This window comes from Paenibacillus sp. SER-28, assembly GCF_052906305.1.
Genome location: NZ_JBRECM010000001.1, coordinates 439741 through 463928, shown reverse-complemented (window position 1 = coordinate 463928; position 24188 = coordinate 439741). Strand labels below are relative to the sequence as shown.

The 24188-nt window shown below is 41.9% G+C and carries 18 protein-coding genes, 1 tRNA gene and 1 pseudogene; 6 read left to right on the top strand and 14 right to left on the bottom strand.

The window, feature by feature from the left end; translation table 11 throughout:
- Nucleotides 1–81 precede the first annotated feature (81 nt).
- Together odhB and ACUYLD_RS02185 are read right to left on the bottom strand one after the other, a co-directional pair.
- Nucleotides 82–1380 carry a 2-oxoglutarate dehydrogenase complex dihydrolipoyllysine-residue succinyltransferase gene (odhB, locus tag ACUYLD_RS02190; protein WP_446674332.1) on the bottom strand — a complete coding sequence of 433 codons (1299 nt, stop codon included), beginning with the start codon at nucleotides 1378–1380 and terminating at the stop codon, nucleotides 82–84.
- Nucleotides 1381–1385: 5 nt separating this feature from the next.
- The gene (locus tag ACUYLD_RS02185) at nucleotides 1386–4277 is read right to left on the bottom strand and encodes a 2-oxoglutarate dehydrogenase E1 component (RefSeq protein WP_250261977.1); all 2892 of its coding nucleotides are present in this window, start codon (nucleotides 4275–4277) and stop codon (nucleotides 1386–1388) included.
- A 523-nt stretch (nucleotides 4278–4800) separates the two neighbouring features.
- Here ACUYLD_RS02185 and ACUYLD_RS02180 point away from each other — a divergent pair.
- Nucleotides 4801–6072 carry an MFS transporter gene (locus ACUYLD_RS02180; RefSeq protein ID WP_342419732.1) on the top strand — a complete coding sequence of 424 codons (1272 nt, stop codon included), beginning with the start codon at nucleotides 4801–4803 and terminating at the stop codon, nucleotides 6070–6072.
- Nucleotides 6073–6321: 249 nt separating this feature from the next.
- On the opposite strand, the gene ACUYLD_RS02175 is transcribed toward ACUYLD_RS02180, so the two are convergent.
- A tRNA-Pro gene (locus tag ACUYLD_RS02175) sits at nucleotides 6322–6395 on the bottom strand.
- Between the two features lie 165 nt (nucleotides 6396–6560).
- Here ACUYLD_RS02175 and ACUYLD_RS02170 point away from each other — a divergent pair.
- Nucleotides 6561–6866: a hypothetical protein gene (locus tag ACUYLD_RS02170; protein WP_076158061.1), complete on the top strand. Its 306-nt coding sequence runs from the start codon at nucleotides 6561–6563 to the stop codon at nucleotides 6864–6866.
- 42 nt (nucleotides 6867–6908) lie between these two features.
- On the opposite strand, the gene ACUYLD_RS02165 is transcribed toward ACUYLD_RS02170, so the two are convergent.
- Nucleotides 6909–7313, bottom strand: a complete 405-nt coding sequence (locus ACUYLD_RS02165) for a hypothetical protein (RefSeq protein ID WP_076158064.1) — start codon at nucleotides 7311–7313, stop codon at nucleotides 6909–6911.
- Between the two features lie 284 nt (nucleotides 7314–7597).
- Between ACUYLD_RS02165 and ACUYLD_RS02160 the strand changes: the two genes are divergently transcribed.
- Together ACUYLD_RS02160 and ACUYLD_RS02155 are read left to right on the top strand one after the other, a co-directional pair.
- The gene (locus ACUYLD_RS02160) at nucleotides 7598–7810 is read left to right on the top strand and encodes a helix-turn-helix domain-containing protein (protein WP_442435494.1); all 213 of its coding nucleotides are present in this window, start codon (nucleotides 7598–7600) and stop codon (nucleotides 7808–7810) included.
- Between the two features lie 150 nt (nucleotides 7811–7960).
- Nucleotides 7961–8182, top strand: coding sequence for a helix-turn-helix domain-containing protein (locus ACUYLD_RS02155; RefSeq protein ID WP_446674331.1), 222 nt, complete (start codon nucleotides 7961–7963; stop codon nucleotides 8180–8182).
- A gap of 503 nt (nucleotides 8183–8685) precedes the next feature.
- Here ACUYLD_RS02155 and ACUYLD_RS02150 read toward each other — a convergent pair.
- The 5 genes and pseudogenes from ACUYLD_RS02150 to ACUYLD_RS02130 all read right to left on the bottom strand — a co-directional run bounded on the left by ACUYLD_RS02150 (nucleotide 8686) and on the right by ACUYLD_RS02130 (nucleotide 18185).
- Entirely contained in the window at nucleotides 8686–9141 is a 456-nt protein-coding gene (locus tag ACUYLD_RS02150) for a hypothetical protein (protein ID WP_446674330.1), read from the bottom strand.
- 224 nt (nucleotides 9142–9365) lie between these two features.
- A pseudogene (locus tag ACUYLD_RS02145) lies at nucleotides 9366–9521 on the bottom strand (RHS repeat-associated core domain-containing protein); the annotation flags it as partial.
- A gap of 341 nt (nucleotides 9522–9862) precedes the next feature.
- On the bottom strand, nucleotides 9863–10249 hold the full coding sequence (locus tag ACUYLD_RS02140; RefSeq protein ID WP_446674329.1) for a DUF5071 domain-containing protein: 387 nt from the start codon (nucleotides 10247–10249) through the stop codon (nucleotides 9863–9865).
- A 21-nt stretch (nucleotides 10250–10270) separates the two neighbouring features.
- Complete coding sequence (locus ACUYLD_RS02135; protein ID WP_446674573.1) at nucleotides 10271–16084, bottom strand: RHS repeat-associated core domain-containing protein; 5814 nt, start codon at nucleotides 16082–16084, stop codon at nucleotides 10271–10273.
- Between the two features lie 82 nt (nucleotides 16085–16166).
- A complete protein-coding gene (locus tag ACUYLD_RS02130; protein ID WP_446674572.1) occupies nucleotides 16167–18185 on the bottom strand; it encodes a fibronectin type III domain-containing protein in 2019 nt (672 codons plus the stop codon).
- 358 nt (nucleotides 18186–18543) lie between these two features.
- On the opposite strand from ACUYLD_RS02130, the gene ACUYLD_RS02125 reads away from it, so the two are divergent.
- The gene (locus tag ACUYLD_RS02125; protein WP_446674328.1) at nucleotides 18544–19302 is read left to right on the top strand and encodes a DUF2087 domain-containing protein; all 759 of its coding nucleotides are present in this window, start codon (nucleotides 18544–18546) and stop codon (nucleotides 19300–19302) included.
- Between the two features lie 33 nt (nucleotides 19303–19335).
- Nucleotides 19336–19677: a GIY-YIG nuclease family protein gene (locus ACUYLD_RS02120; protein WP_069291460.1), complete on the top strand. Its 342-nt coding sequence runs from the start codon at nucleotides 19336–19338 to the stop codon at nucleotides 19675–19677.
- A gap of 2 nt (nucleotides 19678–19679) precedes the next feature.
- Here the strand turns inward: ACUYLD_RS02120 and ACUYLD_RS02115 are convergent, their stop codons facing one another.
- The 5 genes from ACUYLD_RS02115 to ACUYLD_RS02095 form a co-directional block, all read right to left on the bottom strand.
- Nucleotides 19680–20240 (bottom strand): GNAT family N-acetyltransferase, encoded by a 561-nt coding sequence (locus tag ACUYLD_RS02115; RefSeq protein WP_254327677.1) that lies wholly within the window; start codon nucleotides 20238–20240, stop codon nucleotides 19680–19682.
- A gap of 29 nt (nucleotides 20241–20269) precedes the next feature.
- Nucleotides 20270–20827: a hypothetical protein gene (locus tag ACUYLD_RS02110; RefSeq protein WP_250261988.1), complete on the bottom strand. Its 558-nt coding sequence runs from the start codon at nucleotides 20825–20827 to the stop codon at nucleotides 20270–20272.
- 309 nt (nucleotides 20828–21136) lie between these two features.
- Nucleotides 21137–22081 (bottom strand): class I SAM-dependent methyltransferase, encoded by a 945-nt coding sequence (locus ACUYLD_RS02105; RefSeq protein WP_446674327.1) that lies wholly within the window; start codon nucleotides 22079–22081, stop codon nucleotides 21137–21139.
- Between the two features lie 115 nt (nucleotides 22082–22196).
- Nucleotides 22197–23408, bottom strand: coding sequence for a rhamnogalacturonan acetylesterase (locus tag ACUYLD_RS02100; protein ID WP_446674571.1), 1212 nt, complete (start codon nucleotides 23406–23408; stop codon nucleotides 22197–22199).
- A gap of 60 nt (nucleotides 23409–23468) precedes the next feature.
- Nucleotides 23469–23951 (bottom strand): ribosomal maturation YjgA family protein, encoded by a 483-nt coding sequence (locus ACUYLD_RS02095; protein ID WP_446674326.1) that lies wholly within the window; start codon nucleotides 23949–23951, stop codon nucleotides 23469–23471.
- Nucleotides 23952–24188 lie beyond the last annotated feature (237 nt).

Here is a 24188-nt window from a genome sequence, read left to right as displayed (position 1 = left end):
ACTATGCAGGAAAAAAAGCAGACTCGCAAGAGTCTGCTTTTGTCATACACGTAAAGAGGAGATACACTTGCCCGATTTATTTTATCCTTCGAGTAACAATGATTCTGGATCTTCCAGCAATTCTTTGACCGTTACAAGGAAACGAACCGCCTCACTACCATCAATAATCCGGTGATCGTAGGACAACGCGATATACATCATCGGACGATTTTCCATGCGTTCCTCGTCGATGGCAATCGGGCGAAGTTGGATTTTATGCATTCCCAAAATACCCACTTGCGGCGTATTGAGAATTGGCGTAGACAGCAGGGAGCCGAAAATACCTCCATTGGTTATAGTAAACGTTCCTCCTTGCAAGTCGACTAGAGAAAGCGAATTGGAGCGTGCTTTGCCAGCCAAATCTGCAATACTTTTCTCGATCTCAGCAAAGCCAAGACGATCAGCATCCCGCACAACTGGCACGACCAAACCTTCCTTGGCAGATACAGCGATCCCGATATCATAGTATTTTTTCAGTACGATATCATCGCCGTTAATTTCTGCATTCACGGTAGGGAAACGCTTGAGTGCGCCAACCACTGCCTTTGTAAAGAAGGACATAAAGCCCAAGCCTACATCATGTTTTTCCTTAAACTTATCTTTACGGCGTTTACGCACATCGAGAATGGCGGTCATATCCACTTCATTAAAAGTGGTGAGCATGGCAGCTGTTTGCTGTGCTTCAACAAGACGCTTAGCGATCGTCGCTCTGCGCCGAGACATCCGCTGGCGTTCCACAGGCTTGCTGTACTCCGTTTGTGCTGGAGACGGAGGCGCAGGCTTGCTAGTAGCGGGAGACGCAGGTACAGATGCTGCACGTGACACTTCAGAGCTGTTATGCGTTTTTACGTCCTCCTGGAAAACACGTCCGAGCGGGTCCTTTCCCTGTACCTGCTCAAGATCAATCCCGCGCTCACGCGCCAACTTCCGGGCGGATGGTGATGCCGTCTGGCCATTCCCGTCCCCATTCGATGAAATAGGCGGTGCAGACTTTTCTTCTGCTTTACCGCCGCCTTCTACAGAAGACGGTGAAGTCGCTACGGACGGTGCTTCAGGCGCTTGAGTCGCTGCAACTTCTCCAGCACCGATTGATTCCGCACCACCACTGCCGCTTCCGATCAAGCCAACAGCTTCACCGATGACCACAGTATCTCCCTCCTGACGAAGGATTTTCTGGACCACACCTGCTTCTTCCGCACTAATTTCCAGATTGACCTTATCGGTTTCCAGCTCCAGTAGAACATCTCCCTGTCCTACAGAATCCCCTTCCTTCACAAGCCATTTGGAGATTGTTCCTTCCGTGATGGATTCTCCCATTGCTGGCACTATAATATCGCTCACAGCCGCTACCTCCCAAGTGTAATATTGTTTTTGGAATCCTGCTTCAACGCCGATTGAATAATTCGCTGTTGTTCTAGGCTGTGTACTTGCTGATAACCGCTGGCCGGGCTTGAACGATCTGGTCTGCCTGCGTAACGAATTTCCGCTCCCTGTGGCACAACATTCCGCAGACGAGGTTCAATGTAACTCCAAGCCCCCATATTTTTAGGTTCTTCCTGAGCCCATACGAACTCCTTAACATGTGGGAAGCGGCCGAAAATATTCCGAATTTCCTCTTCCGGGAAAGGGTATAGCTGCTCCACACGAATAATATGCAGACGCTCTTCTGCCTCATTCTTATCCTTTTCTAATGCTTCTTCGAGATCAATGGCAATCTTGCCACTGCACAGTACAATGCGCTCTACACGATCCGGACGTGCACCCAGACCAGGCTGTTCCAACACAGGACGGAATGCTCCTTCGCTGAATTCAGAAGCAGGCGAAGCGACACGATTATTACGAATCAGGCTCTTCGGCGACATCATCACAAGCGGGCGGGCTTCCTCACTTTCGCTTAATGCAGCCTGACGGCGCAGCAGATGGAAATACTGTGAGGCACTGCTCAAATTAGCGACAGTCCAGTTATTTTGTGCGGACAACTGGAGAAAACGCTCCAGACGTGCGCTTGTATGCTCTGGTCCTTGTCCTTCGCTACCATGCGGTAACAGCATCACTAGACTCGATTTCTGTCTCCATTTGGCACGGCCTGCGGAGATGAATTGGTCAAAAATAACCTGTGCACAGTTAGCAAAATCGCCGAATTGTGCTTCCCAAATCACTAACGTTTCAGGAGAATACACGTTATAGCCATATTCAAAGCCGAGGACAGATGCCTCAGACAATGGACTGTTATGAATACTGAATGAAGCACGTGCTTCCGGCAATGTATGCAACGGGCAATGTGTACGGCCTGTTTCAGGCTCATGCAGCACAAGGTTACGGTGAGCAAATGTAGCTCGCTCCGCATCCTGACCTGTCATACGAATAGGCTTGCCGTCTGCGAGAATGGTGGCCAAAGCCAGCGTCTCCGCCAAGCTCCAATCTACCTTTTCCCCTTCGTTCAGAGCGGTTTTTCTACGCTGTAAAATTCGATCCAGCTTCGGATATACATGAAAAGCCTGTGGCCATTTGAGTAAGTTTTCATTGATTTGGCGCAGCTTTTTCAATTCCACTGCAGTACGTACCATAGAATTCTGATTCTTTTTCGCCTTTACAGGACTCATTTCCGGCTCTTGTTCCGGTTGATTCTTCACATGCTCATGCGCTTCCTTCAGTCTGTTTTGGACCTTTTCAATGAGACCGGCACTAAACGCTTCATCCACTATACCCTGCTTCATCAGCTTTTGAGCGTACAATTTGCTCACCGTCGGATGATTCTTCACCTTACGGTATACCAGCGGTTGTGTTGTTTCCGGGTCATCGGATTCATTGTGACCATAACGACGGTAACCAATCAGATCAATCAAAAAATCCTTCTTGAAACGATTGCGATATTCACCAGCCATACGTGCCGCTGCAATGCAGGCTTCAGGATTATCCGCGTTCACATGTACAATTGGAATTTCATAGCCTTTAGCCAAATCACTGGCATAACGGGTCGAACGTGAATCGACACTCTCTGTCGTAAAACCCAAACGATTATTCACAATAATATGGACCGTGCCGCCATTACGGAAGCCACGCAAATTCGTGAAATTAAGTGATTCTGCCACGATACCTTCACCTGGGAAAGCCGCATCACCATGCATAATAATTGTAGCTGCCTTGCTCACATCCAGCTTCGGATAACCAGCCTCACTGCGGTCTTCCTGTGCAGCTCGTGAAAATCCTTGTACTACCGGATTTACATATTCCAGGTGACTTGGGTTATTCGCCAATGTCAGACGGGCCTGCACTGCTCCCCCATCTTTTACAAAACGATCAGCACCCAGATGATATTTCACATCGCCAGTCCAGCCGTAGTTAATTCCTGTGGAACCTTCCGACGGGATCAAATCCTTATTCGGCGAATGATGAAATTCAGAGAAAATTTTACTGTAAGGCTTGCCCAGCACATGAGCCAGTACATTCAAACGGCCGCGATGCGCCATGCCCATCAGGACATGACTTGCTCCTGCATTTGTCGTTAGACGAATAATCTCGTCGAGAACAGGGACAAGCACATCATTACCCTCGATGGAAAAACGTTTCTGTCCGACGAATGTTTTATGCAAAAACTCTTCGAACTGTTCTACTTCTACCAATCTGCCTAGCAACGACTTGCGTTCCTGTGTTGTAAGTGGCTTGGAGGACCAGCCAGATTCTGCATAGCTGTTCAGCCAGCGGCGTTCCTCCTCGTTGTGAATATGACTAAATTCATAGGCAATCGGTCCTGTGTACGCTACACGTAACCGTTGAATGGCTTCCCATCCGTTAAGTGTTCCCGCAGGAGCGTTATCCCATATTAAAGAGGCTGGAAAAGCCTTTAAGTCTTGTTCAGTTAAACCGTAAGATGCTGGATTAAGCAAGCGTGTATCCTGCTCTGCATCCAGTTCCAGCGGATCGATTTGGGCGGCTAAATGTCCGTACTCACGGATATTCCACACCATTTTCCCCGCTGTAACCGCTTTCTGTAATGTGTTTGAATCAAGGTGCCCCAAAGCACTTGTGGGGGGGCCTTGCAATTTGTTGTCTATCATGGAAGCAGCCGAATATTCGGATTGTGGCGGCTCACCCCATTGATCAAACAGCTCGCGGTAAGCCGGATCAACCGTTCCGGGGTCCGCTACATACTTTTCATACTGATCCTGCACATAACCTAGATTAGGTCCATAATACGCCTGCCAAGGTACCTGTCTGCTGCTCTCTTCCATTGTCATCTCGTTCCCTCCGTCAAATTTTGAAATTCATAGCTGGACGGAAATCATTTTCATTTTTTATTAAGTCTTCAATTTAAGTTGTTCACAATATGCTCACATTATATGAAATCCTTCATCAAAAGTCGAATTTCACAATTCTTATTCCTCTTCCATTGTATAAAGTTTTCTAGCTAGGAGCATTTCCTTTTTCTCAACATATCCATGCGTAAATGAGATGAATCGGGCTAATCTGTAATCAAACACCTGGCAACTTAAATAACCAGCCGTTGGATATCAACCGTCGGCTGGTTATTTAAGTTTATATTGCTCCTCATACTACGCCAAACCATTTTGAAAACAACTTCCCAGTCCACCTCACTATGATTATCGTTAACAGCAGAATTTAAAAGGTAGAGGGTCCGATACGATGCAAATTCAAACTTAAAGTGACATTAAAGTCACTTTTCTGTACAATATTCCTACTTTTCACTATTATTTTAATTAGGCATCTAAAAACCGCTTTGAAAGCGAAAGGGATGGAACTGTGACTGGATTAAAACAAGTACTCAGAAACAAGAATTATGTCAGGTTTTTTCTGGCAACCTTCGCCTCACAAATGGGAGGAATTATCGGGGTTACTGCATTCATGTTTTATTTGTTGAAACGGTTTACAAATCAGCCATACTATGCAACACTTGCCGAGTTAATGTATTCGCTCCCGATGCTGGTAGTATTTCTCGTGGTTGGAGTGCTGGCAGATCGGATGGACAGACAAAAAATTGCTGTTAATTGTGACTGGATCAGCGCTTTTTTATCCTTATGTTTGCTTATTTTTATTTGGGTCGATTCGATTCCTTTGATATTTGCCCTCCTCTTCATTCGTAGTGCTGCCTCCAAATTCTTCTTCCCAGCCGAAAGTGCCATTATACAGGGGATATTAAGCGAAGATGATTACACCATTGCCGCAGGCCTCAATCAAATGATGGGGAGTCTTTTCATGTTATTTGGAGGAACTCTGGGGGCCGTCGTCTACTGGCACTTTGGAATTACTGGAGCCATCCTAATTGATGCTATTTCTTTTATTGTGTCTGCACTGCTTATTCGTTCCTGCAAAATCCCAAAGGAAGTACGCCTTCCGAACGGGGCACATCAATTCAAACAATTAAAATTCAAACTTGTCATGATCGATTTTAAACAAGGGTTTCTTTACATATTACGCAACAGACTATTGCTTTGGTTGGTTTCAGGCTTTTTTATGTTCGGTATTTTAAATGGTGGTTTTAGCGTTTTACCGATGTTTATTCTTAAATATAAGCTAGCTCCAGGCAACTATGAGCAGTATATGGTTTGGACAGGTATTATTTTTGGAGCTGGTGTGTTGCTTGGTACCCTAATCGCTTCTCTCATCTCCGCCAAGCTAAAGCTACACCAAATGATTGCAGCGGGAGTTCTGGTAGCCGGAATAGGTATGTGCATACTAGGATTTGTTGACCACATCTACGCTTTTCTGATTATCAATTTTGTCATTGCACTGATACTTCCGTTCATTAACATTGGCATAGGAGGATGGCTTCCTCGTATTGTAGATCCTCAAATGATGGGACGTGTGCAAGGTTTGATTAATCCGTTAATGATGCTGTCCCAATCTCTTACATTAGGTTTCATTGCTATAAGCTTTCCTTCATTTATTTCAATTGAGCTCTTGTTTTTATTAGTTGGGGTCTGTACCGTTATTGTAGGAATATACTACACTATTGTGCTTCCCCGTTATGCTGATTACAGCACTTCTTCCAAGACCCTTCAGGAATCTTTATAGGCAAATTAAAAAAGTCAAACAGCAGACCATTCCGCCAGCGATTGTTGAGTTGCCACTTCTGCCTCCATATCCAGTGCAGAGGTGGCTTCATCATATCTCCTCTCAAATGCTCCACAAGTACATACGTTGGTTGCATACGACTAGCTCGTCACAACCCAGTAGATACATAGACCGATAGGGTATGTAATATTCAAAAAAAAAACGCCCGGCAGACGCATTAGCTGCATCAGCAGGACATTTTGATTGAAATCGGAGTAGCGGGATTCGAACCCACGACCTCACCCACCCCAAGGGTGCGCGCTACCTAGCTGCGCTATACCCCGATAACCAAGTGTATGTAGATCGATGCTGTTATTTACCATTATATTCTGGTCATAAAATCCTGTGAAGGGATTATTTTCTCATCCTTCCGTTGCATTTTTAAGTTGTTTTCATTATGGTAGATACAAAAGTTAAGAGGTCAAAAACAGAGATCATAGGAGCTAACCATGCAAAGCAAAAAAGTGCTTATACCCGTTGCATTACTTCTTTTAATACAGTTAAGTGTTCCTATCTTCTATACCTTTGCACAGGATAACCTTGTCATAGATCATGAAACGAAAGAGAGAATCAAAGAACAATATGGCTTGGATGAACCGGAATTTCCTTCATCAAAGCAGCAGCAAAACATATTATTGGGAGGTGATTTTGGATTTACTCCCTCTGGTGATGCTGTTGTAGTGGAATTGACCATATTGATTCGGTATCCGCTCATTTTTATCAGTCAACAACTGGTACATTCACTGAAATCATAATTTTTTTTCTACAAGTTCCATGATATAGAGCATAAGAATCATTTATTTCGTAGCAAGTTGTCTGCCACTCGGGGTCACTTCATCCTTCTTATTGAAAAGGTTTAATTCAATGGGGCCCCTCCCATGTAGCCACAGCAGTTCATCGAATAAAAATGTCAGTCCATCCTTAGCGCGTAAGCGTTCGATGATCTCCGTAACAACTTGCATAACTTCCCCTTGTACACCCTCTGCCAGTTGCAAGCCTCCGCTCTCTCCATCTAGGTAAAGATGCGTATGATATGATTGCTCCACCTTCTTCACATGGCGCAAACACAGTATGCCATTTTCGAGGTAAAAGAAATATTGATGGTCATACAGAATCCCCTCGCATATCTCATACATATGAGGTAAATCATATGGCCCCTGAACCATGGATACCCGTTCCAATCCCATTACCCATTCTGTCATACATCCTCGCTCCATTCCTTTGTTCAAAGTTTCTTATTTGCCAATATACTTTCTTCTACAGGTAGTTTTTCAAACTAGGTGGTTGAACGATAATTAATTGCTAATTGTCAAACGTTTTGGTACGATAAGCATATTACTACGACGTTCACAAATAACATTTCAATAAACCAAATGCACATTACAGTGTTATTTTTGTTGTTTTCAGAATACATCGAACAGTGTTTATTGTCAATACTTTGATGTTGCTTTTTAATACTATAGTATGCATTTAGCTGGAGGAAAATATGATAAAGATTCATCTTTCCCGTATTATGGGCGAAAAACGAATAAATATTGCCGAGCTTTCCCGCATGACTGGATTACATAGAAACGGAATCACCAAACTTTACAACGAAGAAACAGACGGTGTGAAATTTGATACGCTAGATAAAATTTGTAAAGCTCTAGACTGCCATGTTCAAGATGTTATCGAGTATGTAGAGGATGATGCAGACTAGAACTGTTGCTAATTTTAAAACATTTTGATACTATGATGGCATTAAATTAGTTTACTTGTAATCTTGTTAACTAGATTACTTATTTACAAATATATGCCCCTAACCTACACTTATCAACTAGTTTACTTGATTACTTTTGGAGGAATTGTTGTGATTAGATTTTCTCTTGATAAAATTATGAAGGACCGTGGACTCGAACAGAAAGATATTGTTTCTATTACGGGAATTAATAGGAATACGGTTAAAGCTTTAGCCTCCAACGCAAATGCCCGAATTGACTTTCCAACCTTGAATACACTTTGTAGAACCCTTGGTGTACTCCCTGGTGAACTGATCGAATACTTGTCGGAAGACGACAAAGAGAGCCGTTAACATGTTACGGCTCTCTGTTCTTTGTATAATATTCAAAATACTTTTTTACCGATCTTCCCACTCAATTAGATTCGAACATCGTAATCCCTTTCTATCAGGCACTCTTTAAATATATTTCTCCCACGTATGATAAATGTCGAATAAAGCATTGGGAAACGCTCTCCGTCTAGAACCAGATACATTTTATTCGATGCAATCCTGATCACATCCATATCTGTTTCCTTAGTCAAACCAGTGATAACAGGGCGATTAACGCTAACATACGACTTAGGTTTAAACAACTCCCCAATCCAACCCACTGTGATTACTTTTTACAACCTCTCCTAGATAAATGGCAATATCCAGTGTAAAAGCTTGGGATTTTGTGTCGAGTTTTTTTTCATATATAGCTCTTCAACCATTCTTCGGTTTCTGAATGCTCCTCTTCTAATTCCGAAGCACTTTTATTTTGAATCTGTACATTTCTTAGATACCATTCCCAAATGTCTATAAGCGAACGATCACTATAATCCAGATGTATGTGAAAATGTGCCAAGTTGCTCTAAACGCGAAGGTATTTGTTGTTTAAACCAGTTAAAATGTTCTTTCGCTTCTTCTTTACTCATTTCTGAGTATTCTTTTATCTCAAAAGGTGGTTGCATTAATTTATAATCCATTTTGTTTGACCTCCTATTATATACTTTCTCAATTATATATTTAATACCGTTTGCATCAAGCATGTCTAACAAAGGTTTAGTTGCTCCCACCTTTCCAGTAATACCACTTTTGTAAAAATGCCAAACCGCTCCTTCAATGTCTCCCGTCCGAATTAGCTCAGCATCTTTTTGAATCTGTTTACTCACAAATGAAGTTAAAGATGTGTATCCTACCTTACTTTCATGAGCTATACCATTCTTCATAACATCTATATATTGTCTTACAAGTGATGTATTAAAAAACTTACGTTTGCTTAGAGCCAATTGATTTCGCTAAAAATTGTTCACCAGCCTTTCCTCCTTCAAAACCTATTCAATTACTGTTTGTTTAGAAAATAAACGTGAAACTCTTGATAAAGTGATTTACCAATAGATGTTCCACTCTTAATGATAAGACCATCTACTCACGCGCCAATTATGGTATCCGTAATAAATTCAGAAGTATAATCTTCTCTTGCATTTGAATCAGCACGGACTAATTCACTATACGAAAATATATCTTTTGGATTATCTGAATTCGTATCCTCATTCATAAATCTTCCACTATCAGGATCATACCAGCGGGCACGAAGGTATTGTAATTCCGTCGTATCGTCCCGCAGTTCGCCTGAATATCGGAATAGGTTGTGGACTTTTTCTTCCTTTCTTCCGTCCTCTCATGGCACTCTGCCACCACATGCTCGGTCATCTGGGCTTGGCTTGCGACCCTTGATTCAAAACTGCCCCCAGCAGTTTCGTGATCCAACGTATCTTGAGAAACTTCCTAGAAAAGTTGATGCACGAGCTCTGCATCTAGGGGAGTTTGATATAGAGCCATGTCACTACACACCTTGTCCTTTAGAATGTTGTTTCAATAACTCTATTCTAACTGAGGGTTTTGAACATGGCTCTCTGTTCATTTTTTGAAAACCTTTTTTGCACATTTGATATATGGACTCAACTAGGCATAGTGTCCCTCAAGGTTAGCAAAATAATTTCACAACAATTATTTTAATTTCTCTAAAATCTCTCCAGCAATCCGGTCGACTTCTTCAAGTTTATCATCCAAACTGGGATGCATAATAAGCTCTTCCAACTCTAATGCTATCTCTCCAATTACACTATTAGGAAGATATCTACAAAAATCTTCAAGAACAAAGTACTTCCAAGTGCTATCATCAGATTTTAATATTTTTTTCAAGTTTGGAACCAACTCTACATCAAATTGAAATAATATATTCCTAATTTCTGATGAAATCGGCCAGTTACTATCTTTTAACCAAACGAATAGTTCAGATATTATGGGTCTAATTTGTTTTTTTTCTAAAAGTTTCAACTGATTTATATTATTAAAATCAGATTTGTGTCTAGGAATATAATCTCGTGGCTTCACCTCATAGCCCCTTTCCAATAATCAGTATTTTATTGATATACTTTTTAATATCTCGGTTAAATAATAAGGCGACTGGTTAGCTTTTTCTCTGGAAGCTATCCACATTTTATGCTCGTAGGGATCAACGGCGCTAACCGAGACATGCCCCGTAGCAGCGTTATCTATAACTGCTTTAAGTACACCAGTTGCATTGACTGCTTCTACAGTTGTAAGTGTGCCTTTATCCCCCACCACTTTAAGAAAATAAGAAAGTCCAGATGTATCCACAGTTCTTGGTGTCAGATTTACATTCGTACCACTCCCACTTCTATAAATTGTTCTAGGTTTAATGGTATTATTTGTATCTACCTTTGTTTTACTAGCCTCTATTCCAATTGCTGCACTAATTCCTAGAACCTGAATTAGAGAATTAACTGTGGAACCAGCATTATTAACTGGTAAAGCAACTTCATTTTTAGATATTCGAAAAACAGATATATTTCGAGCTTTATCTATTGCCATCAATTTTTGTTTCTCATATATCTGAACAATAGAACTGTATGGCTTATGCTGATTAGCTTTATATAATGAATCAGGAACATATCTATCAATTTTACTTAGATCGTTACATCCACCACTGTGAGATGATTTCCCATCAATTGATTGGCACCAATTTCCAGTTGGATCTACATAAATCAAGGGATTATTATTTACATATACGTACCAGTTCAAGCTTTGCGGATCGCTTATCTTCCCTTCATACGTATCCTCATTGATAAATCTTCCACTATCAGGATCATACCATCTAGCTCGCAGGTATTGTAATTCCGTTGTATCATCCCACAGTTCGCCAGAGTAACGGAATGGATTATGGACTTTTTCTTCCTTGACCTCTTCATTGCCCCAGATATCATACTGATATTGATTCAGCAAGGCTCCAGATGAATCTCTTATTTCAATAATATCTCCGTGACCATTATAGACTGGATAGGCTTCCGATTGATCCGCATAGGTTATAGCGTCTAATTTCAGACCTCGAATATAATTAGCTTTTAAAACAGGCTTTCCATTTTCAATCGTAGCTTCTGCTATGATTTGTGCACTGTTTCCATCGTAGTAGTATCGGGTATGAACACCATCCTGTATACGGTCTGTCAGCAATCCATCCCCGTTGTATCGGTACTCTACGAGTTTTCCATCAACCTTGACTTGAGTCAAACGGTTCTGATCGTCAAAGCTGTTCTCACGTGGCTTCGTGTGAGGAGGTCTCTCCGTTTCCATAGTAAGACGATTCCCTCTGGCATCATACGAATAAGCATCCTGATTTTCGGTGGAGGTAGCAATCCGATTCAGCTTATCGTACGTAAAGGCATCCTCTACACCATTTTGAGTGCGTTTCGTGATATTTTTACCTGGATCGTAGCTATATTGAAAGCTATTCGTTTCCGCATCAGATCGTGTGTGCTTTAATTCAACCAACTCAATGAAGTTATATTGATTTTGCTGACGATAACCATTGGCAGATACTGTTGAATCCAGCAATCCATTTTTGGTATAGGTATATTCCGAAACAGGCTTATCTTTTGTGCTGCCTACGGTCTTCAATCTGTTCAATTGATCATACGTGTAATTTACTTGCTCGCCAAATGGTCCTGTCATTTCGGTTCGATTCCCATTAGCATCATACTGATTGGAGAGCTTTAAACCATCCGGGTAAGACAAGGTATCTAATTGCTCCGTATACGGATCATACGCATAGGATGTTGTACCCGTCTGATCTGTCATACTTAGTCGTTTGCCTGCAGCATCGTATACGTAGCTGACCGTCTCATCTTTTCCTACACGCGACTTCAAGCGATTGTGGCTATCGTATTCAAACGAAGTGACGTTCCCATTGCGGTATGTTTTCTTGGATAAGTTTCCGTTGGTATCAAAATAACGCTTCTCAACCTGGTTTTCCTCATCTTTAGTTTGAATCACTCTACCCAGTTCATCATACGCCTTCACCTTGGAATGACCATCCGGATACGTGATCTGAGTGAGATTCCCCAGCATATCATAAGTGTACTTCGTCGTTTCACCGTTTGGCTCCGTCACAGATGTTTGGTCACCCAAGGCATTATATGAAAATTGAGTCTCATTACCATTGGCATCGGTTTGTTTTAAAATCTGATCGTTTACAGCATCATACTCTACATTGGAAGTTATTTTCTCAATACCGTCCATTGCTGATTTTTCTTTGTTTTGCACCAGACGATTCCATTTATCGTAGATTTGAATTTGTTCATTAAGCTCGCCATCTCGTTGAGTTACTTGACGAAGAGCATCATTATACTCGACTACTGCTTGTGATCCGTCCGCGTAGGCTGTTGACGTTGTACGGCTCCAAGCGTCATAGCCATAACGTGTCAGGTGCCCAAGCGCATCTTCACTGGATACTAATCTGCCATTAGCGTCATAAGCTGATTTGGACTTAATCACGTAATCGTTACCTTCATACAGCCCTGACTCGATATTCCAACCCAAAGCATTGTAACGTGTTTTTGTTCGTATCCCCAGCTCATTCGTAACCGTTACGGTGTTCTCAAGATCATCGTAGGCAACACGGATACTTTTACCGTCCGGATAGGTTACAGCCTTTACGCGATCAAGAGCATCGTATTGATACCCAGTTTTCTGACCTTTCCCATCCAGCGAGGAAGTGATTAAACCAGTTGACTTATCATACTCTGACTGAATGGTTACAATAGATTTTTCTCCATCAATATTTGTAACCCCTACAGTTTGTTGCGTAGGAAAAGCATAATCGTAGGCTGGGCTGTAATCCGTTGTTGTGGTCACGGACTTGTTACCATTTGCAATCGTCTGAATCTTTGTATTTCCGTAAGCATCGTAAACTGCGTAATTTACTTTTTGTAGTAATTCTCCCCCGGAATGATCCTTGTAGACGCTGACCTGCGATACTTTCCCCTGTGGGTTTCGAATGTACTCTGTAACTCCAGTGCTGTTGGAATCAATCGGTTCCGTAACTGTTTTAATCCTATGCTTGTCGTCATACGTGTACGTAGTTTGTGAACCTTTTTCATCCACTGAGCTTGTCATATTACCGTAATCATCATATTCAGCAGTCGTTGTCAAAACGTCTCCGTTTTGATTATTGCTGGACGAAGTACGGGTTGGAACAGGTACGATATAGGGTTTGCCTGTCACCTGCTTGCCATATTGATAAGCTGTGCTCTTTTCAGAATCTCCTGCTTTAACCACAGATTGATCCAGGTAATACTGTGGTGGCGTGTCTGCACTAATAAACTTTTTAGTGTAATTGAAGGTCGAACGAACTGATCCATTGTCTGTTACAGTAGAGAACGAAGTATCTTTCACATAGCTCTCAGCCATATCAGAATTATAATGAATCGTTTCCTGATTATAGTTTTCTGTTTGATTATTTTGATATGTGATTTGATCTACACGTGAGACTGCTCTATATGCCTCGTTTACCGAATTGGAGCCAATATAGCGTTTTACTGGCTGGTCTTCGTAAGTATACAAAGTAGAGGCTCCTGTAGGATGAAAGACTTTGGTTAACAAAGCATACGGATTAGAGATTTGTCTTTCTGGATGTGACGCACTCAAATTAAACTTGGCCGGTGCCAATGTATAGGAATATGTCGTTTTTCTGCCTGCAGCATCTGTCACTGAATCCAGTAATTCAACACCTTGTTCTGTATGTTTATGATAGACAACTGTATGGTTTCCTTTAGACAAAGTAACGTCTGTAGCCGTATATTGAATATCAATCGAGTTGCCGATCGCATCTTCTACCTTACTAAGCAATTTGCGTTTATAAGTAGCATTGAGTTCATAATTGAACTTTATCGTGTTATGATATGCATCTTCAATTTGTAGCAACTGCCCGTCTTTGGAGAAATATTGTTTTTTCGTTCCATCAACAGAAGTTAACACATAGGCTGAATTTTCTCCATTAACTGTTACTGAAGTATCAGGAGCAAAGCTCAGTCCTTTCCAGTCGTAACCTTTGAGCTGGTCGCCCTCAATTTCATAGCTGCCACCATCCCCCAAGTGTACGTACTGTTTGCCTTCTTTGGTTTCTACATAAGGTAAATTCCATGACCACCCCTTGCCAAGAGGGCTCAATTGATCTTCCATAGCAGGATAGGTACGGTTTTGAAAAATAAATGAAGGTTGAAAGGCTACAATCTCGGCGAAAACAGTAGCATCCGCATCTGCTGCAATATAATATTTATTCCCATCGTCACTCGGAATTTCAGTCTGAGGACTACTGTTAATTAAATCCCTATAGTGCTCAGCCTCAGCAATCGTTGCGAACAGGGCTGTCTGTCGACGAACAGCCGTTTCGAGCCCCTCTGAAACAATCGTTTCAATTTGCGGTGAGCCTTCCATGGTAAAGGCCGTTCTTGTCCTTCCGCCTTTTCCATTGCTAGTCCACTCGCTATAACCAATATCGCTAGTATAACCGGGCTTAGTAACGGTTCCGCTGTAATCTTGCCTCCATTCTCGGGTATCATACCCTGGTTTTGAAACAGATCCTTTGTAATATTTAGTTCCTGATACATAGCATATAGAATTTGCTCTAGAACTATCATAACTTGGACAAGTCGAAGAATAATAAGTATTGTAGGCATAAAGTGTCCCACTAAATCCATTAGCAGAAGAGTAATACATTGAATTACCACAATTTGTAATACTACTACCAGAATAGTATCCTTGTGAGTTGTAAGATCCCATACCAAAAAAACTACACGAATCAACTGCACCCATAGAAGCAGGCTGAGATTCGCTCCCAGAAATAACATAAGGTGAACCACTTTGAGAAAGAGTCCCTTTAAATCCATGATGGTCATATTTTATGGAACTAACAAAATCATTTCTGGATTTACTTCTTCTATAATCTGTTTCTGTTCTGGACTCCGAAGGTGTAGTATAGGTTATTTTTTGTCCTGCCGCTTGACTAGCAGCTTCATAAGTTGTGTATGTGCCTATAACTTTGGTTTCCGGCTGAAGATTATAGGTATTCACATCAACATTTCCATCACCGTCTGTGTCCTCTTGCACCCATCTTTTTTGCTGATAGGCTACCTTGTATGACTTGGTGACAGGTTTCATCATCGCCTTAAAGTAGACATAATAATTTTGCACAGCAGCACTGTTGTCAACAATTTCAGCACCTTTGTCAAAAAATTGAGCCCGATTCGTATCATATTGACGCGTCAAAGAAAAGCCCAGTCCGTTTCGTCCGGGCAAAGTTAAATCTGTATTTTGTAACGATAAGCTGCCTGATAAAGTGGATATCGATTCTTTATCATCGCCAACAGAATAAGGTGCTTCATTAAAAGAAGATTTATTGTAAACAGGCGCTTCCTCTCTAATAGGTGGAAGCTGGGGTACATTAGCCATGAGATTTAGTTTCAGAAAATCCGTCTTATATACATCTTCGGTGACTTTGTTCGTAGGAGCAGGATCGTCTGTTGGATAAACATCATCTGTAACACTATGAGAAATCAGGTTATCTAATGGAGCATCCGATAGCTTATTATATACGTCACTTGTTACAGTCTGTGACTGGTTTTCCTCTGAGGGAAATAACGAAGCTACTGCCTGCTCATAGCTTATATGATCCTGCTCAGCCATATATAACGCTGTATAAATTTGATTTAATGAATACCCTTTTCTTAATTGTTCCGAAAGAAAAGATGATGTGGCTCCAAATCGGGCAGCCAATTGGTCCGTCGAATATTGCGAACTGTCATTTCCTGCACCGAACACATTTGGAGGAACAATGCCGCTAATTGTACTGAAAATAAATATGATAATCATGATCTTTGCTATATGACGCCTTATTGTTCTAAATTGCAAGTTCTTCTCTCCATTCCCGACTTTAAATTAAATTACTTATCATTTATTTGGAGCTGCTCACTTTTATAATCTGTATCAGGTTACCATTAGAGTCATATTGATATTGGAAAACAACCTGACCCTCCTGTTCAATATGCTCAAGCCTTCCATTAGCGTCATAAATATATTTATACTTTCTAGATAAGCCGCTTTTAACACTATTGCTAAATTCCGAATAGTTACCAGCCGCATCCTTAGCTTTAACTGCAAACATATATATTTTCTGAGGTTCTAATTGGTCTACTTGAAAGGTTAATTCCTTAGTATTGCCTATCATTTGACCATCACGATACACATCATAGCTAACGACTCCAACATCATCGGTAGATGCTTCCCATGTTAAAACAATGCTGCCTGGCGTAGGTCTGGAGCCTGCTAATTTCTTAGGTTTGGAAGGGCTTGTTATATCCTTGGGCAAATCATCAATAGCTGGTATGCGATCCAAACGGCCGTTAAGATGTACTTTGTCTGAATCATTTAGATTCATTACTAGAGCTCGGGCCATATTAATCTCCGTTTGTAATTTTGAAGATTCTGCTTTTTCAACTGCCTGCGTAGCTATCGTTAATTGTTCAGTATAGGCAGCTTTCGTATCAATGCTTTTCTGTACTGCTACTACCCTTTCAACAAGCTTACCTTTGTCTGGATCACGCAGCTTATTTATTAGCTCTACAGCTGCATTCACATCCGTCTGTATTTGGGTTGTCTCTGCTTGTGCTACCGCTGCTTCAGCTTGGGCCAGTTGCTCTGTATATTTGGTATCCAAAACTTTTACAACAAAATTCTGCGATACAGACTTACCTAACGGGTCTGTAGCTGTAATCGTTATCGTGGATTCCCCCGAGCTTTGGGGTTGCAAATTCAGTATTGAGTTATTTTCCTTTGAATCCTTGACCAATTGATGGGTAACTACAGCTGAGTTGGAATTTGTACTCGAATATTGAAGTTGCTGCTGGTCAGGGTCTGTAAAATATTCGGATAAATCTTTATTTGAGGCTCCCTCATCCATTTCAATCGTGGTAGCTGGAATGCCCTTAATCGTTACTGGCGTTCTATTAATCAAATTTATTACCGATTCCGTAACTTGCGACACATTTCCGGCACTATCTGTTGCCCGTGCCTGTATACGCGTCCCATACTCATTGACATCAATGGGAGAGTTGTACACTTTCCAGTCGCTTTGATTGACACGGTATTCCCTTGTCGATGCATCAGAAGGATAGTTGATTGTCACTCTGATATTATTTGCTACTTCATTCACAGGGCTATTACTGAATGACGGTGGGGCAGGAGGTGTTTTATCAATGTTGTTGATCACCAATGAGTTTTCAGCGCTTATATTCCCGTAATTATCTGTACAACGAGCAAAAATGGTCGTGTTGTCGGATACTTGAAATGGGCTATTATATGTGGTCCACGTACCGTTCGCACCGATTTTATATTCTCGTTGATAATTACCAGGTACTCCGTCCAATTGGATAAGGACATTTTGATTCGTTATTCCTGTCATATTGGAACTTATGTGTGGACTGGCTGGAGTGGTTAAGACAATCCCTGAGTATGTAAAAGTCCCCGAACGTTTAGCTCCATCCCTCTCATCTTTATAAAAGTAACCAACCGTTATAGCATTAGAAGATACAGATACATAGTAAAATTTAACTGATAATGCAAATCCAAGATCTTTGGAATAAACAACTACATTATTGCGAGTGAAAGTGACGTAGGGAGAACTCGCTTGCACATGAACTATCGAACCATCTGACAAGGTTACTGTTTCATGTGTAGATGATGGTTCTGTCCCCGGTGTTTGACTATCCTCCGGTATTCCGATTGATCCGCCCTTGTTTGGTGGTGGATAAAGATTTGGTATCCCACCTGTAAAAGCTGCTGACACTACTGCCTGAGGAAGCACAGCTATGCTCCACGGAGATAAAAAAACAAATAGGCCAATCATTGTTAAAACGAATGTCTTAGCATTCTTTCCTTTTCCTCGCTGCCTCACTTCGTTTAAAAAAAATTTCATTTTCAAAATCATCCCCCTGCATATAGTGGTAATGCCTAGTTAGAAGAATACTAAAATTAAAAATAATTTATAATTCAATCATATTTCGCCCTCTTTCAGAAAAATGTATTTTGATTTACATATGATAACAATGTCGTATTAAATTTGTATATAGCGAATATTGTCGAAATAAAGAAAAATATATAAATATTTTTAAATTGCCATAAATTATGTTTAAAACAATAACATCCTTTTTTAAACATTATATGAATTTGAATATCTAATATACTTTAATAATCATCCCACTCATTGATTTAAAATAAACAAAATGTTATATTGTCTATAAAATAATCATCATTTAATTGAGGTGTTTGCTAAAATGGATCATTCCGAACTATTCTGGAATGCTGGAATTGAAGAACTGAAGCGTGGATATATTCGCCAAGGAGAGCAGGTAATTTGCCTGTTGGATGGACAGCGGTTTGAGCAAGGCATCATATATCAGGATCAAGGGGTATTTTATGACGCGGAGAGGTACATGCGACTTCATATTGAGCGGACGTACGGTTCGGTCTTTGACTATTTGATCGGTCTGGACAAAAAGCTGACTGGACTGACGGATCATCAGAATCGGTTGCTTCAGTTATTTTATCAAGGCATGGGCGATGCGGATATTCAAAAGGAAACTGGAATCGGCAGCGCATCCACCATACGTAATCATCGCTTTGGTCTCAAAGAAAAAGAACGACAGGCCAAGGTATTTCTCACATTAATGGAGCTGCTAAAGGAGAAAGACCGTCACGCTCCCGCCATTGTAGAAGTACCAGTACAAGCACGGATGGTGGACGAACGCTACAACATTACGGAAAACGAGCGGCAAAAGGTACTCACGAAGTATTTTCCGAATGGGACAGACGGACGCCTAAAGACCTTTAAAATGCAAGAAAAGCACAAGCTGATTGTGCTGCGTGAAATTGCGAGCCGTTTTGTAAAGGGACAAATATATCATGAGAAGGATATCAATGCGATTTTACAGGAAGTATATGACGATTATGTCACGGTGCGAAGATATATGATTGAATACAATCTATTGGATCGTAAGCCGGATGGCAGTGAATATTGGTTGAAGGAATCTTGAATCTCAACGTTTATACAATAGGAGGATTCGACAATGAATCGAAGAAAAGAATTGGTGCAGCAGTACATGGAGATGAAGACAGAGGCAGGAATCTATTGCATTCGCAATACACGTAATGGGAAAATTTTCGTCTCTTCCACGCCGAATTTAAAGTCGCTGAATGGACGGCGTTTTGAGCTGAACATGGGTGGATTTAAGAATAAACAACTGCAACAGGAATGGAATGAGTATGGCGAAGATTCGTTTGAATTTGAAGTGCTGGACGTTTTGAAGAAAAAGGACTCAGCGTTCTTTGATGTCAAAGATGCACTGACAAAGCTGGAGCAGACCTGGCTTGATCGACTCCAGCCATACGGAGACAAGGGATATTTGTAAACTTACCGATCCACGGAAAACTCCTTCCGAAGGTAGCCAAAAATAACAGCGTCGACAAACTGACCTTTTTCATAAAAATAGTCTCTCAGGTGACCTTCTTTAGTAAAGCCACTTTTGAGCAGTAGCCGTCTGGAGCCTTCGTTATCTGGATCAATGAAGGCTTCTATACGGTGAACCTGCGGCAATTGAAAGCCATAATTCACGACCACCTTCATCGCTTCTGTCATCAGACCTTGCCGCCAATATTCCGGTGCCAGCTCATACCCAATTTCAATACGGGAGTGCTCCTTGTGCCAGTTATGGAATCCAATTGTACCCACGATCCGCTCAGGAGCTTCTTTTAACGTAATCCCCCAACGAAAGCCCTCTTGCTTCTCATATCTGGTTAGCATCGAACGAATAAATTTTTCGGCTTGCTCTACCTCTGTAAAGCTTTCCAAGTCATAATATTGTGTGACCTCATCCTTGGAAAAATAGCCGAACACATCCGCCGCATCACCTACTGTAAGCTGCCTTAAACGAAGCCTATCGGTTTCTAAAATCGGAAACGTTTCCATTGACATTATCCATCTCCTCCTTTACATCGAAGAACCTATCTTATCAGCCACCAGCCAATCCCAACCATCACTCCATTTATGAAGAATAATACAATACATGCTCTCCACTTGTGGATTCCACTTGTTTGAAAAAAACCTGTGACTTTACTACGACACATGAACAACGTAAACAACAAATTCCAAATAATACGCATACCATATTTTACGTAGTATAGAGCAGGGTTTAGCTGCACACCGCCCAACGTTGGAGGGACATCCGGAATAAACAGAATTGCACACGTATAACGCATGGTCTCATATGTAAAATAAAATACTGCCAGCCACCAAGCCCACTTCTTACCAAATAACATACCGACACCGGCAGTCGTCCCTGCCAAACCGAGTAACGCGATAAATCCTTGAAACATGCCCCTACAAATGCCTACTAACGTAGAAGCCTCATTTAATGCATTAAGCGTCAATAGCTGGGTCACCAACAGAAGTGCCCCATTAAAGATCAATAAAATGGCTGAAATGCTTACACCTAAAGGTCGTTCGAAAACCACGTTCGTTACATAATCTTCTACTTCTTTTTTCGTATACAGATCTGACACTTCTTCTACTCTCCTAACCCAAATTATATACTTCCATTTTCGGGCGGGTATAATAACAGTATGTTCTCGCCTCATTCCCATATATCGGCTTTTAGGAAAATATGATTTAATCTTTCCTGAAAATTCCGTTATCCGTAAGCTAATCATTATTATTCAGTGCAGCCATACAGCTAATGATCATCCTCTAATGGTGTCTAAATAGCTTCATGAGAATCTTTATCATTAACAGAATCCCAAATAGAGTAATATCTATCCTTATACTACCATTCCAAGAATGAATCTGACAAATGAATGGACTACTACTCCCGCTTATGAATGTACACGCGTTATTTTCGTGGCCCTGTAACCTTCAGATGACTGGATATACTCTACTTGATAACCCATTCGGGCATCCAAAAGCTCTTCCATAAACGGAAGGCACGGACTGTAAATAAAACTCCCTCCTGGCCGAATGGCTCTAAGCAATTCCATATATTTGCGAGCGTACTCATGAATATTACCATCTGCCTTCAGATGATGATGTATAAAATGATTGGAGAATGCCATATGTGAAATGATCGTCCCCCATGCACTTTCTCCAAAGGTGGTCTCTAACCAATCTCCTCGAGTGACACAACCTTCTGTTTCAGCCAACCGATCTGTTCCGTAAGCCTCAATTCCACAGGCACGTAAATAAGTAACCAACCGTGCCTCAGATCCGCAACCAACATCTAGAACAGGCTCTTGCAAACGAGCAATGTCCAATCCTAGTAGATTAGCTTGCAACTCCGGCGTATATTCCTCACAAGGTATCCAAAAGGTATACTCACACTCTGCATACTTAGCAAACATTTCACGTCCATTGGTACGAGTTAAAAAATCTCTCAAATGTCCGTAATGCTGCTGAAGCAGCAGGTCCAGGATTGCTCTATCTATAGATTTCTTCTGGAACAACTTTTCAATCCGAGTGAAGAGTCGATCATACAGCTCCGTAAGCTCCCTCGCATGATCTGTGTGAAAATGTAGATACTGATTGGTATTTACAAACTGGGACAGTATTTTAGCCGCTACATCCGTCACAAAAGCGTTATACGTATGCTGGCGCTTCAAGCTTTGAAGCATGAGGATCAGCTCCGAGCTTCTCTGCGTCAACCAGTACGTCATTTCTGTTGAAGGTCCTAACAGAACAGAACCCTCGCGCATATAAAATAAACTCCGATGCTGATTGTACAGGAGTTGACCGTTAATAAGATTATGAAGTTGAGCGACTGTCATTCTCGCTTCCTCCTTAAGATCCAGAACATTAAAGCCCTACCCAAGCCTAAGCAATGCTATCTTTGGGTAGGGCCAGCTTATTTTCTAAGTATACCATGACTATGGAAATAATGTTTTATTGCGAATCTTCCGCCTGTACATAAGAGGATAAAGGAATATTCAACTCACGTATTCCCTGAGCTACCAGCCGAGCTATTTGCTCCGCACCGTATTCCTGAAAATGTGTATCATCCTTCACTCCATCAGGAAATGCAGGATACACCCCTGGCTCCACATGTAAAAATAACGGAAGTGTTCCTTCGAGGCCAAGTGTATCATAGTACGCTACACTCAAGCGGCTAAGATCGACCAGTGCAACATTTGTCTCCGATGCTGTTTCCTTCATGGCCTGCACATATTCCGGGAAACTAATCCGAAACGAGGCACTTGCCGCATCATAATCCCGGCGGCCAACAGGAGTAATTAGCACAGGTGTTGCACCGCGTTGGATGGCTCCTTCGATGTAGGTTTTTAAGTAAACTTTGTAATCCGCGGGTGAAACATAACGCTCTTGGTTGTTGATCGCGGCATCATTATGTCCAAACTGAATGAGCAGATAATCTCCTGGACGGATATTGCGTAAAATATCATCTAACCGCCCTTGTACCAGAAAGGTTTTCGTGCTTCGTCCACCAATAGAACGGTTCACAAAAATAGGCTCATCTGTGAAGAACGGAGCAATCATTTGCCCCCAGCCCGCTTGAGGCTTCATCGTGGATTTATAGGTTTGAACCGTAGAATCTCCCGCAAGATATACCGAAGGGCGTTCTCCAGCCGTTCGAGCATCCTTTGGAGTAATAACCAAAGCGTTAATCTTCGCTTCATTACCTGAGAAATACAATTCGAGCTGACCGTCGATGAGTGCAAGTTCAAATCCAGCCTCGACAAATTGTCCTGCTGTTTTGGTAATAGGTTCTACCTTGACAATGGACTCGGCTTTAACCGTAATGTCTGTGTTTCCGGCAGTATCTCCGGCAATAAGGGAAAGCGTGTAATCCGCAGGTGGTAAATTGACAACAAATGATGATCCTTGAACACGAACAAAGTCTGAGCGTATAGCATCACTTCCACCACGATCCTCTTCATCCACCTTGGAAAGATCGGTAAATCCATAGCCTCGCTCAGGCGTGTAAACATCCTTGGCAGTGACTTGGGTGTAGCCGTCAGCTACGTTCCCTGGGCCAAAGTCGAATCGAAGAGGCGCCGCAAGCTGTCTTTCGGCCAGTGCCTGCCCGGGGATAAGTATGGTTGCAAACAACAAGCTGAATCCTGCGCATAATCCAATCATCTTACCGAACAACCTGTGACGCTTTCCCTTTTGTTTCAAGCGCAACCCTCGCTTTTCAGGTTATTTGAGTGGTTTGTCATTGTCTCTACGTGTATTGCTCCCCGCCAGCTTTTGACAGCCTTGATCCAGCGCCCAGGATACCACAATGCCAACTGTATACCTGATCAGATCCGCGGTCAGAAACCCTTTCCCAAGCACCAAGCCGCCCAGCGTCGTTGCCCGAATGTGGTTAATCCAGGGTGCCTGGTACATCTGGCTGAACTCAATGGCGAAACAAAACAGCAAGCTGCCCCACAGGGCTACAGACAATTGACGATTCACCCACAACATTCTCAGCCCAAAATAAATCATGCACGCCCACAAAGCATCCCCAAAGTGATTAGCAACGAATTCAGGCAACCGGGAGGAGAAAACCCGGCTTCCCAAACCCAACAAAATCGTGACCAGCACAGCAATTAGGTACGCAGCGCGGGCCTTCCAGCGGAATTTCGCCTTTATTTCCCGATTGGCCTTTCTAATGACGCTCTTACGAACGCTCCTCATGCTAAATCACCTGTCCTAATGCTAAATCACCTGTCCTAATGCTGGGACATCTTCGCCAAGCTGCTGGAAATTCGTAAAGCATCCTCTCTTGGATAGCGCTTGCAAGATTGCTGAACCTTTTGCTGATGACATATTGTATGCACACTAACTTGTCTGTATTTTTCATAATATAATTAATCATAATGAGCCTCCGTAATATCGTACAAACCATCAGCAACTTCCAAACTGTTCATGTGA

What these genes read in the sequence shown, in the direction of transcription:
- ACUYLD_RS02185 (WP_250261977.1), bottom strand. Translation starts at nt 4,277, where the DNA reads ATGACAATGGAAGAGAGCAGCAGACAGGTACCTTGGCAGGCGTATTAT.
- ACUYLD_RS02170 (WP_076158061.1), top strand. Translation starts at nt 6,561, where the DNA reads ATGCAAAGCAAAAAAGTGCTTATACCCGTTGCATTACTTCTTTTAATA.
- ACUYLD_RS02165 (WP_076158064.1), bottom strand. Translation starts at nt 7,313, where the DNA reads ATGACAGAATGGGTAATGGGATTGGAACGGGTATCCATGGTTCAGGGG.
- ACUYLD_RS02160 (WP_442435494.1), top strand. Translation starts at nt 7,598, where the DNA reads ATGATAAAGATTCATCTTTCCCGTATTATGGGCGAAAAACGAATAAAT.
- ACUYLD_RS02135 (WP_446674573.1), bottom strand. Translation starts at nt 16,084, where the DNA reads ATGATTATCATATTTATTTTCAGTACAATTAGCGGCATTGTTCCTCCA.
- ACUYLD_RS02130 (WP_446674572.1), bottom strand. Translation starts at nt 18,185, where the DNA reads ATGAAATTTTTTTTAAACGAAGTGAGGCAGCGAGGAAAAGGAAAGAAT.
- ACUYLD_RS02125 (WP_446674328.1), top strand. Translation starts at nt 18,544, where the DNA reads ATGGATCATTCCGAACTATTCTGGAATGCTGGAATTGAAGAACTGAAG.
- ACUYLD_RS02120 (WP_069291460.1), top strand. Translation starts at nt 19,336, where the DNA reads ATGAATCGAAGAAAAGAATTGGTGCAGCAGTACATGGAGATGAAGACA.
- ACUYLD_RS02115 (WP_254327677.1), bottom strand. Translation starts at nt 20,240, where the DNA reads ATGTCAATGGAAACGTTTCCGATTTTAGAAACCGATAGGCTTCGTTTA.
- ACUYLD_RS02105 (WP_446674327.1), bottom strand. Translation starts at nt 22,081, where the DNA reads ATGACAGTCGCTCAACTTCATAATCTTATTAACGGTCAACTCCTGTAC.
- ACUYLD_RS02100 (WP_446674571.1), bottom strand. Translation starts at nt 23,408, where the DNA reads ATGATTGGATTATGCGCAGGATTCAGCTTGTTGTTTGCAACCATACTT.
- ACUYLD_RS02095 (WP_446674326.1), bottom strand. Translation starts at nt 23,951, where the DNA reads ATGAGGAGCGTTCGTAAGAGCGTCATTAGAAAGGCCAATCGGGAAATA.